Source organism: Streptomyces spinosisporus (genome assembly GCF_022698145.1).
In the GTDB taxonomy this organism is placed as follows: Bacteria; Actinomycetota; Actinomycetes; order Streptomycetales; family Streptomycetaceae; genus Streptomyces; species Streptomyces spinosisporus.
In genome coordinates, this window is record NZ_JALDAX010000001.1 from 749,189 (window position 1) to 762,708 (window position 13,520).

Annotated in this window: 9 protein-coding genes; 7 read left to right on the plus strand and 2 right to left on the minus strand. The window is 68.8% G+C overall.

From position 1 onward, the window contains the following. The first annotated feature begins 56 nt into the window (after nucleotides 1-56). The 3 genes from MQN93_RS03205 to MQN93_RS03215 all read left to right on the plus strand — a co-directional run bounded on the left by MQN93_RS03205 (nucleotide 57) and on the right by MQN93_RS03215 (nucleotide 2,091). On the plus strand, nucleotides 57-887 hold the full coding sequence (locus MQN93_RS03205; protein ID WP_242708179.1) for a helix-turn-helix domain-containing protein: 831 nt from the start codon (nucleotides 57-59) through the stop codon (nucleotides 885-887). Then, nucleotides 884-1,087, plus strand: coding sequence for a DUF397 domain-containing protein (locus MQN93_RS03210; RefSeq protein WP_242708180.1), 204 nt, complete (start codon nucleotides 884-886; stop codon nucleotides 1,085-1,087). The genes MQN93_RS03205 and MQN93_RS03210 overlap by 4 nt, the downstream gene beginning before the upstream one ends. A 140-nt stretch (nucleotides 1,088-1,227) precedes the next feature. Then, a complete protein-coding gene (locus MQN93_RS03215) occupies nucleotides 1,228-2,091 on the plus strand; it encodes a hypothetical protein (RefSeq protein ID WP_242708181.1) in 864 nt (287 codons plus the stop codon). A 48-nt stretch (nucleotides 2,092-2,139) separates the two neighbouring features. On the opposite strand, the gene MQN93_RS03220 is transcribed toward MQN93_RS03215, so the two are convergent. Then, nucleotides 2,140-2,802 carry a class I SAM-dependent methyltransferase gene (locus tag MQN93_RS03220; protein ID WP_242708182.1) on the minus strand — a complete coding sequence of 221 codons (663 nt, stop codon included), beginning with the start codon at nucleotides 2,800-2,802 and terminating at the stop codon, nucleotides 2,140-2,142. A gap of 189 nt (nucleotides 2,803-2,991) precedes the next feature. Continuing rightward, nucleotides 2,992-3,438 carry a glycine-rich domain-containing protein gene (locus tag MQN93_RS03225; RefSeq protein ID WP_016431600.1) on the minus strand — a complete coding sequence of 149 codons (447 nt, stop codon included), beginning with the start codon at nucleotides 3,436-3,438 and terminating at the stop codon, nucleotides 2,992-2,994. 208 nt (nucleotides 3,439-3,646) lie between these two features. Here MQN93_RS03225 and MQN93_RS03230 point away from each other — a divergent pair, with 208 nt between their 5' ends. The 4 genes from MQN93_RS03230 (at nucleotide 3,647) to pglZ (ending at nucleotide 13,477) form a co-directional block, all read left to right on the plus strand. Then, nucleotides 3,647-5,020, plus strand: coding sequence for a helix-turn-helix domain-containing protein (locus MQN93_RS03230; protein WP_242708183.1), 1,374 nt, complete (start codon nucleotides 3,647-3,649; stop codon nucleotides 5,018-5,020). A gap of 452 nt (nucleotides 5,021-5,472) precedes the next feature. Beyond that, on the plus strand, nucleotides 5,473-6,405 hold the full coding sequence (locus tag MQN93_RS03235; RefSeq protein ID WP_242708184.1) for a hypothetical protein: 933 nt from the start codon (nucleotides 5,473-5,475) through the stop codon (nucleotides 6,403-6,405). A 293-nt stretch (nucleotides 6,406-6,698) separates the two neighbouring features. Then, a complete protein-coding gene (pglY, locus tag MQN93_RS03240; RefSeq protein ID WP_242708185.1) occupies nucleotides 6,699-10,583 on the plus strand; it encodes a BREX-2 system ATPase PglY in 3,885 nt (1,294 codons plus the stop codon). Continuing rightward, entirely contained in the window at nucleotides 10,580-13,477 is a 2,898-nt protein-coding gene (gene pglZ, locus MQN93_RS03245; protein WP_242708186.1) for a BREX-2 system phosphatase PglZ, read from the plus strand. The genes pglY and pglZ overlap by 4 nt, the downstream gene beginning before the upstream one ends. Nucleotides 13,478-13,520: the final 43 nt, after the last annotated feature.

A 13,520-nucleotide genomic window follows, 5' to 3' on the forward strand; every position in this document is an offset into this window, starting at 1 on the left:
CGCGTTGGGCGGGCTGAGACCGGTGGCTGTGAGGGTCGTACGGGAGGAGCTGCGGCGTGGACGACGAGGTTCAGCAGCCGGAGTGCGAGGCCGGGACGGGCATGTTGTGCGTCTTCGGGCGGCAGTTGAAGCTGTTCCGGGAGCGGGCAGGGATGGACCGTATGCGGTTCGGCTCGCTGACCGGGTACTCGGCCTCGACCATCGCGTCGTTCGAGCAGGGGAGGCGCATTCCTCCGCCGAAGTTCATCGACCAGGCGGATGAAGTGCTTGAAGCGGGTGGGGTGTTGGGCGCGAGTAAGGAGGAGGTAGCTCGGGCTCAGTATCCGGCGTTCTTTCGGGATGCGGCCAAGCTGGAGGCCGAGGCGGTCGAGCTTTATGTGTACGAAACCCATGTGGTCAACGGCCTCTTGCAGACAGAGGAGTACACGCGGGCTCTGCTAGGGATGCGGCGCCCACTGCTGGACGAGGTAACCATCGAGCAGCGGACTGCAGCGCGGCTCGCACGGCAGGAGATCTTCGACAGATGGCCCGCCCCCTTGCTTAGCTTCGTTATGGAGGAGTCGGTTGTACGGCGGCCGCTCGGCGGTCAGCAAGTGTGGCGCGGACAGCTTGAGCAGCTGTTGTTGCTCGGGCAGAAGCGGAACGTCGAACTTCAGGTGATGCCACTCGCCCGCGAAGACAATGCTGGCGTTGATGGCGCGTTCACCTTGCTGATGCCAAGGCAGGGACAGCAGGTCGGCTACATGGAGGCTCAAGGCCGGAGCACACTGGTCACCGAGCGGGAGGCAGTCCATGCGCTGTCCGCGCGCTATGGGATCATCCGAGCGCAGGCTCTCACTCCGAGTGAGTCCCTGGCCTTCATCGAGAAGCTGTTGGGAGAGAGATGAACGCTGAAGCAAAGCGCGGTCCGGCGCCTGCACTTGTCTGGGTGAAGAGCAGCTACAGCGGCGCTGAGGGTGGGCAGTGTGTTGAAGTGGCTGCCTGCCCCGACACCGTCCACGTCCGCGACTCCAAAGACACAACCCGTGCCGCCCTGGCCGTAGACCCCACGGCGTGGACCACGTTCGTAGAGTTCGCGGCACTCTGACAACGACAAGACGGAGGCCTCGGCACGCGTAGCGCTCGCGCTTGCCGGGGCCTCCGCATATGTGCTGCACCTGTGAGGTGACCTGCACTTAGTGGGCACAACATGCACGCAAGTGCGCGGAGTTACTGTAAGTTCCTGCTATGAACGAGGGCAAAGCGACCGAGAACCCCGAGTCCCGCTTCTCCGTGGCGTTGGTGAGCGCGGCAAGGCTTCCCGGCGTCCGTATCCACAGGGAGGCGTACCTCCGGAAGGCGCTGGCACGCTATTGCTCCGAGGATGAGATCCGCGTAGCGGTGGAACAGACTCCCGCGGCAGCGGGCATCTCGCTCGACGTGTTGGACAAGGTGGCCAACGACTCCATCCGCTACGAGACCGCGAAGGTCAGCGCGCTCTCGGCTGCCGCCGGACTACCGGGTTTCATGGCCCTCCCCGCGACCGTACCCGCCGACTTGGCGCAGTACTTCAGCCACATGCTGCGGATCGCGCAGAAACTCGCCTACCTCTACAGCTGGCCCGACCTGTTCTCCGACGACGGCGACAGCGTCGACGACGCGACGATGGGAGTGCTGACGCTGTTCTTCGGCGTGATGTTCGGTGCTCAGTCGGCGAACGCCGCCGTGGGGAAGGTCGCCGAGATGATGGCGAAGCAGGTCGCCAAGAAGCTGCCCCAGAAGGCGCTCACCAAGGGCGTCAGCTACCCCGTGGTGAAGAAGGTCGCGGCCTATATCGGTGCCGAGATGACGAAGCAGACCTTCGCGAAGAGCGTGTCGAAGGCCATCCCGGTCGTCGGGGCCGCCATCTCCGGCACGCTCACCTTCGCCACGTACCGGCCCATGGCGAAGCGCTTGAAGAAGCACCTCGCCGACTCGGAACTCGCGAGGCCGATGCCCCGGGTTGTGGTGGTGGAGGCCGAAGAGGTCTACGAGCCTTCCGTCGTCGCACCGGCGGAGAACCCCGCTCCGGACGAAACCGCCGTCGCGGCTGAGGGTTCTCCGTCCGCGTAGCTCACTCGCTGCAAGGCTGCACTGCTCTGGCCGCAGGCCCGTATGCCGTCAGTGCGGGGCGCGGGCCCGCACGATGAGCGTGCCCACGTTCTCGGGGTCCGGTGCCTCCAGCACCCGGGCGTCGATGTCCACGAATCCGTGTCGCTCAAGGATCTCGGTCCAGTCCTCCGGTGTGTAGGCCCAGCGGTAGATCCACAGCCGGCGGCCTTTGAAACCGGCCCCGTACATGCCCTGGACGCCGTAAGAGCCGGGTACTGCGGGGGCGTTGGAGAAGGCGAGCACTCCTCGGGGAGCGAGGCACTGGCGGACGAGCGGAAGCAGGCGTTCGGGGTCGGTGAACCACAGCGCGCCCCACACGCTGTAGATGGCATCGAACCGCTCTTCGTCGTCGGCGGCGGCCCCGAGGTACTGGCACACCTCACCTTGTTCGAAGCAGGCGCCGGAGATGTGCCCGTACCGCTCACGGGCCCGCTCGCACTGCACACCGGAGATGTCGACTCCGGTGGCCCGCACGCCCTTGCGGGCCAGGTATGCCACGTTACGGCCGCGCCCGAAGCCGAGTTCGAGGGTCGTGTCAGGCTGCTCCAACAGCTCCTCGCCGGGGCCGTGACCGTCGTACTGGGTCCAGCCGAACGTAAGCGGTTCGGCCGGTTCCTCGTCCTTCACCCCCTCCCCGTACCGGTTCCAGTAGGTCTCGAGGTCGTGGCTCATGGCGCGTTGGTCCCCATCTGGCAGCGGTACGACGGACGTCCCGGCTGGGATGGGGGTGACGGTAGTGGTCACGGCGGACGGATTTCTGCTGGATCTCCGGAGTTTCAGTCATACGGGAGGAGGCCGGCTCCGCGGTGCGGGGCCGGCCTCCTGTGATGTTCGGCTTACGGAGGTCCGTGGGTTCCCGGGTCAGTGGCAGTTGCTGCCGGGGGCGCAGGGCGAGCACTGGAGCGCGTCCTTCTCCCACAGAGGCCAGTCGATCGCGAAGCCGTTGCTCTCGATGACGTGGGCGGTGCGCATGACGGTGCCATCGTTCTTGCGCTCGATCTCAGGGACGTGGTGGAGGAACCAACCGTCGAAGTTCCTGGCGCAGAAGTCGGCGTAGTTGCGGGTGTCGAGGATGAAGGCGTGGACACCCATGTCCACCAGGTAGCCGCAGCCGATCTCCAGGCCCTGGCCCCACTTCTCCATGGCAGTGATGAGGTAGGCGATGGCCTGACCGAAGATGCGCTCCGCCGTCACGGTGTCGAACGGGTTGTCGCGGACCAGGAGCTTGATCTCCCGGTCCCACACCTCCGGGGAGACGAACGAACGCGGGTCCCGGACCTCGGTCCTGCGAGTGGTGGTGGTTGTCATGGTGGTGCTCCCTTCGTGGTGGGTGTGCCGTGGTCGGGTGTGCCTGTTCCGCTCCACCACGGAAGCCTCTGGCCGGAGCTCGGGGAAGCGGCCCGGCGCAGTGCGCACGTCTTGTGCGTGATGCGCAAGCGCTGTGCGTGCGCCCTGCCGGTGACAGGCCGTCAGAGCTACGGTGGGTGGCACCGCGGGGGGACCGGGGGAGAGCCGAATGGGCACTGGTGTGGGGACACGAATCGACACCGTGACCGCCGCCGCGGATCTCGGCGCGGTCATCCGCGCCGCGCGTGCCGCCGTACGGATGACTCAGGTCCAACTCGGGCGGCAGTGCGGGTATTCGGCGTCGGCGGTGAGCCGTATCGAGTCGAACAAGTTGGTGCCGCCGCGCGACACGCTGCTGCGCCTGGCCGCCGCGCTCGGTGTCGAGCCCGCAGCGCTGGGACTGGTGCCTCACCCGGGCGAGTTACGCGCGGGACATGATGCGTCGAGGGCGGCTCCCGCGGGAAGGGTGGCCGTTAGGGTGCTGGGAAACGCAGACCCTGACCGCCAGGAGGACGAGCCGGTGCGACGCAGGCAGTTACTCGCGGGAGCAGTCGGCCTAGGGGCCGCCGTGGCCACCGGGCAGGGGCGGGCCGTCGCGAGCAGCAGGGCGTCGGACCCCGCGGGTCTACTGGAAGCCGCTCTCTTCCAACCGCAGCCGGCGGAGCCTATGTCACCGGCCCGCTTGCAACGCTCTCTCAGCGGCGCCCGCCGGGATTTCAGGGCGGCCCGTTACGCGGTGCTGGGCGAGAAGCTGGGCCGGCTGATCGCCGTCGGCGAAGCCACGCGCGAAGTCACGACCGGCGCTGCTCGAGAGCAGACCCATACGGTGGTGGCGCGTTCGTACGTGCTGGCCAGTGAGTTGGCGGTCAAGGTGAACTCGGATGTCGCGTGGGCCAGCGCCGACCGCGCGTTGAACGCCGCGCGGGAGAGCGGCCGGCCCGCGCCGCTGGGTGAGGCCGTAAGGGTCCTGGCGATCGCGATGCGCCGGTCCGGTCGCGCCGGGTCGGCTGTGCATCTTCTCGCCCGCACGGCGGCCGAGCTGGGCGCTGAGAACTCCGTACAGGCCCACGCCGTACGCGCATCCCTGCTCTTGACCGGCGCCTACTCGGCCGCGCAGGCAGGTGACCGGGCCACGGCACTCGACCTGGCCGGAGAGGCCGAGGAGGCCGCCGCCCGACTCGGCGCCGACCCCCGTGCCGAGCTCTACACGGTGGAGGCCACCCCGGAGCAGGTGGCTCTCTACCGGATCGGCATCCACAACGTCCTGGGCACGCCGGACGAAGGCGTGGCCTACGCCCGGAGCATTTCGCCGACTGTGTTTCCCACCGCCGAGCGGCGGGCTCGGTATTGGACGGACGTCGCCCGCATGTGGGCACAGATCGGCGACCACCACCGCACCTACACGGCCTTGCGCGCGGTCGACCAGGCCGCGCCCGAGGAGGCTCGCCGACCCTCTGTACAGGCGCTCACCGCCGACCTTCTGTACACCTCCGCCAGTCTGCCCAAACTGCGGGAGTTCGCGGCCCGTACCGGCGCGCGGTGAACTCGCGGCATCCTCAGCGCGTACGGGCCGCAGCGTACGTACAAGGGAGGCTGCGGTGGGCAAGGTGATGTTCAGGTCGTAGCGGATTCCGACCGAGAGTGTCTTCGCGTCCTGATTCGCGCTCCAAGGGATGGCCGTCATTGGTTCTGCACCCACCAGACGATGGCCGCGACTCCGGCAGTCCCGAGCGCCGTGCACGCTCCCCGCACAAGACTGAAGAGCGCGGTCCGACCCAGGTGCCTCACTGTGTGAATCTGTCGTTCGGGCTTGCTCACGTCTGCCCCCTCAGGTCGCAGTGGGCCTTGTGCGCCGCTGCATGACCTCATTGACGGGGCTGAGGCCGTTCGGCGCCAGGGATCTCGGAGCACGTCAGACTTCCGGTGTGAGACGGTGGGTTCACGTCCGAGTCGGAAGTTCCGAGTCGGATACGACAGTGCGCCTGGGGGAGCCACGTGACATCGCCGATCTTGGACAAGTTTGCGGAGCTCTGGGAAACGACGCGCGTTCGTATGGCCGCCTCCGGCGACCGGCTGACCCTGGATCGCGTGCAAGCCGCAACGGGGGTGCCGAAGGCCACTCTGAGCGATTGGCGACGAGGGCATCACGCCCCGAGAGAGATGGACGATCTGATCAAGGTCGTTCGCGTGCTGAGTGGCTGGGCTGACCTGCCGGCTCCTGATTTCCGCGAATGGTCGCAACTTGTCGAGCAGTCTCGAATCCCCAAGGCAGTCCAGCAATCGCGCCAGGCTTACTTATCGGAACGCGAATCCTTCATGCTGCCTTCGATGGTAGCCATCATGGACCCTCTGGCATCCGCCTTCGAGGCGCAGGATGTTGAAATCGACGCCATCTGTGTGACGGGGCATGCGCTTGCGTTGGGTATCGCTCGACCTGTTCAGGATATTCATGCGGGAAGGCTGCGGCCGCGCCAGATCAAGGTTCGGATACTAACGGCAAATAGCGACGTAAGCCCTCAGCTTCCTGCCCCTCGCCATGAGGAGGATGCTGAGAGGGTTCGTCAACTGCGGCTACGCGACCGCAACGTCTACGTGAACACCCTGCATAGTACTCTTGCGTCGCTACGTGAAACGCACGGAATTGAAGTTCATTGGGAATTCCGGGGAGTTTCCTTCACTCCGCTGACGGAGCTGGTCCTGCTGAATGGTAGCGAGGCTCTCTTCTCGTACTGCCAGATTTCGCCTCGTACTCTCACTGATGTGAAGGGTGACCCTGTAGAAGTGTATGACGCTGTGGCCTCCCAGGGCTTGGTGAAGCGTTTCAACGTCGCAGGCCCATACCATGCGGGCAGAGATTTCGTCGAAGATTCTTACCGCTGGTTCAACTCGATCTGGGAAACGATCTCCACCGAGGGCTTCACGCCCTGACGGGTGCACGGGGGTATACAGCACAGGGTGGGGCGGAGTACCGATGTATGGTGCTATGCGCAGGCCACAGGGGTGATCGTTCAGTGCGAGGGGGACATGAAGTGCAAGCGCCGCGAGCCCGCCTCCCTTGACTTGGCCGATGCCGTGAACGTCGTTCTCGCCCGGCGTCCGTACTTCCGGGTCCTCTCCTATGACCCGGACCCGTGACCGGCTTCGGGCAGTGAGTGGCACACGCGCACCACATCAAGCACGAACCACAGCACCGAACACTGTCAGGGAGAGCGAGACCCGCAATGGCGCAGCCGCCCCTCCTCCGCGATGTCATCGACATCAAGGAGTCCATCTCCACCTCGGACTTCGTGCTGTCGCTCGCCGAGGCGACGACACCCGAGGGCGCCGAACACGCGCTCAAGGACTATGTCGTCACCGAGCGGCTGCTGGAGAACTTCGACGAGGCGCTGGCCCTCATCAAATCCGCGCTGGACGGACACCGTTCCAAGGCGGCGTATCTTCACGGCTCGTTCGGTTCCGGTAAGTCGCACTTCATGGCTGTGCTGTACGCGCTGCTCAGCGGCAACCCGGCCGCCCGCGCGCGTACCGAGTTCGACCCGGTGCTGACCAGGCACGAGTGGCTGACCACGGACGGCAAGAAATTCCTGCTCGTCCCGTACCACATGCTCGGCGCGAAGGCCCTGGAGCAGCGCGTGCTCGGCGGGTACGTCGCGCACGTCAAGAAGCTGCGGCCGGACGCCCCGACCCCGCAGGTCTACCGAACCGACTCGCTCTTCGCCGACATCCGCGCCATGCGCGCGGGCATGGGCGACGAGGCCGTCATCCGCGGGCTCGGCGGCAGCGACGCCGACGACGGAGAAGAGGACGAGTGGGGCGAGGGCTTCTCTTGGACCCCGCAGCTGCTCGACACCGCGCTCGCCGCCGAGGAGAACCACGAGGCCGGCACCCCGCTCGACCTCCGCAACCCCTCCACCCCGGCCGAACTGCGCGCCAAACTGGTCAACGACGCCAGCACCACCCTCCTGCCCGGCTTCGCCAAGAACGCCGCCGAGGACGAGCACGGCTTCATCTCCCTGGACGCCGGACTGTCCGTCATCGCCGAGCACGCAAAGTCGCTCGGCTACGACGGGCTGATCCTCTTCATGGACGAGCTGATCCTCTGGCTCGCCACCCTCATCCACGACCAGAAGTTCGTGGCCCGCGAGGCCAGCAAGATCACGAACTTCGTCGAGGGCGGCGACGCCCGCCGCGCCATCCCCATCGTGTCGTTCATCGCGCGCCAGCGCGACCTGCGCGAACTCGTCGGCGAGGAGGTCTCCGGCGCCGCCGAGTCCTCCATCCAGGACACCCTGAACCTCGCCTCCGGCCGGTTCGACAAGATCACCCTGGAGGACCGCAACCTCCCGCAGATCGCCCACGCCCGCCTCCTCAAGGCCAAGGACGCCGAGGCGGAGCGGCTCGTCGACGAGGCCTTCGAGCAGACCAAGCGGGTCGGCACCCAGGTGTGGGACACCCTGCTCGGCTCGGAGAAGGGCACGACCGGCGCGGACGCGGAGTCGTTCCGGCTGACGTACCCGTTCTCGCCGGCGTTCATGGACACCCTCGTCCACATCTCGTCCGCGCTGCAGCGCTCCCGTACCGGTCTGAAGCTGATGGGCCAGCTCCTCGCCGACCACCGGGGCGAGCTCCGGCTCGGCCAGCTCATCCCGGTCGGCGACCTCTACCCGGTGATCGCGGAGGGCGGAGACAAGCCGTTCACCGACAGCCTGAAAGTCGTCTTCGAAGCCGCCGACAAGCTCTACAAGACCAAGCTCCGGCCGTATCTGCTCAGTTCGCACGACGTCACCGAGGACGACGTCGAGCAGTACGTCAACCGGCCCGAGTCCATCACCGATCCACAGCGGGCCAACCGCTGCCGCGTGTTCGTCGGCGACAACCGGCTCGTGTGCACCCTGCTGCTGTCCGCGCTCGCGCCCAGCGTGCCCGCCCTCGCCGAGCTGACCATCCGGCGGCTCGGTGCGCTCAACCACGGGTCGGTCCTCGCACCGATCCCGGGCGCCGAGGTCGGCATCATCAAGAACAAGGTCGCCGAGTGGGCGGCCCGGTTCCCCGAGATCAAGGAGACCGGCACCGACGCCAACCCGGGCGTACGGCTCGAACTCTCCGGCGTCGACGTGGACTCCGTCATCGCCAACGCCCAGGTCAACGACAATCCCGGCAACCGGGCAGCGCTCGCACGCCGCCTGCTGTCGGAGGAACTGGGCGTCGAGCACGGCCAGTTGAGCGACCAGCTCGGCTTCACCTGGCGCGGCACCGCCCGCAGCGCCGAGATCGTCTTCGGCAACGTCGCCGACGAGGACGAACTGCCCGACCACGACCTGATGCCGCAGCAGGACGGCCACTGGCGCATCGCCATAGACCTTCCCTTCGACGAGGGCGAGTACGGGCCCCGCGAGGACGCCAACCGGATGCAGCGTCTGCGCGAGCGCCAGCAGGGCGAACGGTCCCGTACCGTCGCCTGGCTGCCCGCGCATCTGTCCGCACAGCGCTTCCAGGACTTCCGGCGCCTCGTCGTCATCGACAAGGCCCTCGCCGACGAGCACCGCTTCGACACCCAGTACGCCGGCCACCTCAACGCCGACAACCGCAGCCGCGCCAAGGGCCTCCTCGAAACCCAGCGCGAGGCCCTGCTCAAGCAGGTCAAGGGCGCCTTCAAGCAGGCGTACGGGCTCGCGCAGAAGCAGGTCGCCGATGTCGTACCCGACTTCGACGACCACCTCGTCGCCCTACCGGATGTCGACGGCCTCACCCTGTCCTTCGGGCAGAGCCTGTTCGACGGCATCCGGCATGTCGCGGGCAAGCTGCTCGCCCACCAGTACCCGGCACATCCCGACCTCGATCCCGACGCCACCGGCACGCCCGTCAAGTCCGCCGACACGAAGAGGGTGTTCACGCACGTCCGCGCCGCGGCCGAGGCACGAGACGGGCGGGTGGAGATCCCGGCCGCCGACCGCAAGCTCATGCAGCGGATCGCGGGACCCCTGCGCCTCGGTCAGCAGAAGGAGGCGTACTTCGAGCTGTCCCGCTACTGGGCCGACCACTTCCGCCAACTCGCCAGCGCCCAGGGCTTCACCGGAGACCTGTCCCTGATCACCCTGACCGACTGGACGGACAAGCCCCAACCGCGCGGCCTGCCCGACTTCCTCGCCCGGCTCGTCGTCGCCGCCTTCGCCGAGATGGACGACCGGGTGTGGGTGCGCGGCGGCACGGTACTGGACCCGGCACCCGAACTGTCCGCCATCAAGGACCATGACGCGCTGCGCAGCCAGCCGCTGCCCGCCGAGTCCGACTGGGACGTTGCGCGCGGGCGCTTCGAGACGATCTTCGGGCAGAAGGCGCCCGCTCTGCGGCGGGGCCGGATGGTCAACCAGTTCGCCCGCCAGATCATCGAGTCAGCGCGCACCCATCGGGACCACGCGGCGGACCTGGTGCACCAGTTGGAGACCCACGCCACCTTCCTCGGCCTCGACCAGACCGCCGACACAGGCCGGCTCGCTCTCGCCCGCCGTTCCCTGCAACTGCTGGACGCGCTCACGGCGGAGGCGGGCAAGGGCGCGGCCGGGGCGAAGAAGACTGTCGAGGCTTTGGCCTCCTTCGACCTGGGTGAGACCAGCGCCGACCGCTACGGCACCTCCATCAAGCAGGCGCGCAGCGTCGCGGAGGCCGTCGCCTCAGCGCCCTGGGACACTCTCGGACTCGCCGCCGGACTCGGCCCCGAGGGCGAGGCACTGCTCGATTCGCTGCGCAACGTGGCCCGCGACGACCAGCGCACCGCGGATCTCCGTGACGCGCTCACCCGCACTCAGCGCGAGGTCGTCGCCCTGGTGAGGCGCAGCCAGTCCGCCGCCACCCCGCCGCCTCCCGTCGCGCCCCGGCCCACGGCCGACGACCTGTCCCTGAACACGGCGACCAGCGACCCGCGCATCCCCTATGTGCCGCAGGAGACTCCCGAGGCGGTTTCCTCGGGCGGCGGCACCGGGCGGACGTCCGGCGGGCGCCGTACGACCGTGGCACGGGCCGCTGCCGACCTGCAGACGGAACTGTCAGAACTCGCCGCCCGCCATCCCGACGCGACCATCGAGATCACCTGGAAGGTCGTCGAATGACGGACACCGTCGCCGCCGCACCGGGAGCCGTACGGCTGAACACCGCGACCGTCACCCAGTACCTCTCCTCGCAGACCTCCCTCGCCGCCTCCCTGGCGGGGGAGGGCAGGCGCCGCGCCGTACTGCTGCGGTCCACGCCCCAGTGGGACGGACCGGCCGAATCCGCGTGGGGCGAGGGCCGCACGGCCAGTGTCGCGGCGGCTCCCTCACCGCTCGCCGTCCACGAACTCGTCCTCGACCATCTGGCGGGTCGGCGCCCCGGCCCCGCTGTTCTGGTCGTCCTCACCGATCGCGAACAGAACGAACTCGACCCGGCGATCCTCGCCCGCGTCCACAAGCTGCGCATCGACACGGTCGACAGCTGGAACGTCGTACGAGAAGCGTTCGGCGCCCGGGAGATCGACCCGCGCCTCAGGGACGTCAATTGGGCCGCCGAAGCCCTGCTCGACGCCACCCCGCCCGGCGGCTGGCCGCCGGTGCCCGGCGGCTGGCTGTCCCGTCAGTACGCCCTGACGGCGCTCGCCCAGCGTCGCCTGCGCCTCGGCCGCTACGACACCGAGGGCGGCACACAGCGCCCCGGCGACGACCGGCTCGACGCGCAGACCCTGCTGCATTGGACGACCAGGCCGGGCGCCCCCGAGCGCCTGTCGGGGCTGCGTGGTCCCGAGCGTGCCGGACTGTCCGCCTTCCTCGCCGAAGAGGACCAGGCCGGTCTCGCCGGACGTGCCGTGCTCGCTCTCGTCGACGCCGAGCGCGGCTCGGACGCCGCTGCCTTCGGCCTCGTCTGCGCTGCCCTCTGGCAGCACGCGGAGCCCGCCCCCGAGACGTATCAGGCGCGGGGCCGGGCCGAACGCTACTTCGGCGAGCAGCCTCCCGCCGCCGGCGAACAACTCGACGCCCTGGTCAGCGTGTTCGGCCGCTTGGCCGAGGAATACGTGACCGTGCTGCTGGCAGCCGGGCACCGCAACGGCGGCGCCGATGCCGACCAGGCCCGCGAGGCACGCCGCACCACCGGCATCGTGCTCGACCGGGCGGCCGTGCTGGGTCGCCAGTTCGGCGCGCAGGCAGCCGTCGCGGCGAGCCCCGTTCTGCGCGGCGGCCTGGAGGCCCGGTTCACCGCCGTCGGACAGGCTCTCGTGGCGGGCGCCACGCCCGCGGTCGCCGACGCCGTACGACGTCTGGCGGACCACCGGCTCGCCGGCGATCCCGAGGAGTCCGCCCGTATCGAACGCGCTCGCATGGGGCAGCGCCTCGCCCGTTGGCTGGCCACCGAGCCGCCCACCGATGCCGCCACCGTGGCCGAGGCCATCCAGCGGCATGTCTCCGAGACCGGCTGGGTCGATCTCGCCTTGGAGCACATCGAGGCCGGCGGCGACCCGGACCCCGTCCTCAAGGCCGCGTACGACACGCTCGGCGCGCGTGTCAGGGATCGGCGGCAGCGCATCGACGCGTCCTTCGGACGCGCACTCGCCGCCTGGACCGAAGCCGGCACGCAGCCTGGCGCCATGCTCACCGTCGAGACCTTCCTCAGCCGCGTCGTCGGACCGGTGGTGCGGCGCGGGGAGGAGCGGCGGATACTGCTGCTCGTGCTCGACGGGATGAGCGCGGCCATAGCGAACGAACTGGGCGAGGAACTGCGCCGTTCCTGGGCGGAGTTCGACCCCCTGCCGGAAGGCGGCCCCGTCCGCAGGGCGATGGCCGCGGCCCTGCCCACCGTGACGGCCGTGTCCCGCACCTCGCTGTTCGCGGGCACCCTGATGAAGGGCAGCCAAGCCGACGAGAAGCGGCTCTTTCCTGCGCTGAAGCTCTGGGGTGGTGCCGCGGCCGCCGTGTTCCACAAGGACGACCTGCGAACCGAGGCGGCGGGCGACACCTTCGGCTCCGCACTTACGGAAGCACTCAGCGACAGCAGAACCCATGTCGCCGTCGTCCTCAACGCCATCGATGACCGCCTCGCCAAGGAGCAGAAGCTCGGCGACGGAGCATGGCGGGTCGACGACGTGCCCGGCCTGCGCGACCTGCTGCGGGTGGCCGCGGCCCAGGGCATGGCCGTCGTCATCACCAGCGACCACGGTCACGTCGTCGACCGTCACGGCACAAAGGCCGACGCCGCCACCGAACCCGCGTCCGCGCGCCACCGCGCGCCCGGCGGCTTTTTGGGCGAACGGGAGATCGTGCTTTCTGGGCCGCGCGTGGTGTGGCCTGAACCCGGCGCGTCCGTCGTCGCGCTCTGGGACGCCGACTCCCGCTACACCGCACTCAAGGCCGGCTACCACGGCGGGGCGTCCCTCGCCGAGTTCACGATCCCGGTGCTGGCCTTCCTGCCGTTCGGGGCTGAACCGCCCAAGGGCTGGCGGGAGTTGGGGGACCAGCGGCCGGTCTGGTGGGCCCCGGAGGAGGCGGGGAGGCCCGTTCCGGACGAGCGCGTGGCTCAGACGGCCGACGCGGCCACGAGGAAGGCGCCCGCCAAATCCCGGAAGAAGCAACCTGATCCCGGGACGCTTCCTGAGGCACTCTTCGACGTGACGCTGACGGCCCAGGAAGACGACGCACTTCTCACCCCCACCGTCGTCTCGCGGGCCGAGACGCTCGTGACGGCGCTGCTCGCGTCGGACACGTACCAAGCGCAGCTCGACGGTCTGGCCCGCAAGCCGCAGCAGGAGCAGGTCCACAAGGCCCTCGCCGCCCTGCTCGACGCCGGCGGCACCCTGCCGGTGACGGCGCTCGCCCAGCGTGCGGGCATGCCCACCACACGCGGCGACGGCTTCGCGGCGGTACTGCGGCAGCTCCTCAACTACGACGGAGTACAGGTGCTGGAGACTCTGCCGGACGGGCGTACCCTGCGGCTCCACGAGGCCTTGCTGCGCGAGCAGTTCGCCCTGGGCACGGGCTGACGGCTTCCGGGGTGCCCTGGGCGTTCTGCCCATAGGCACCCCG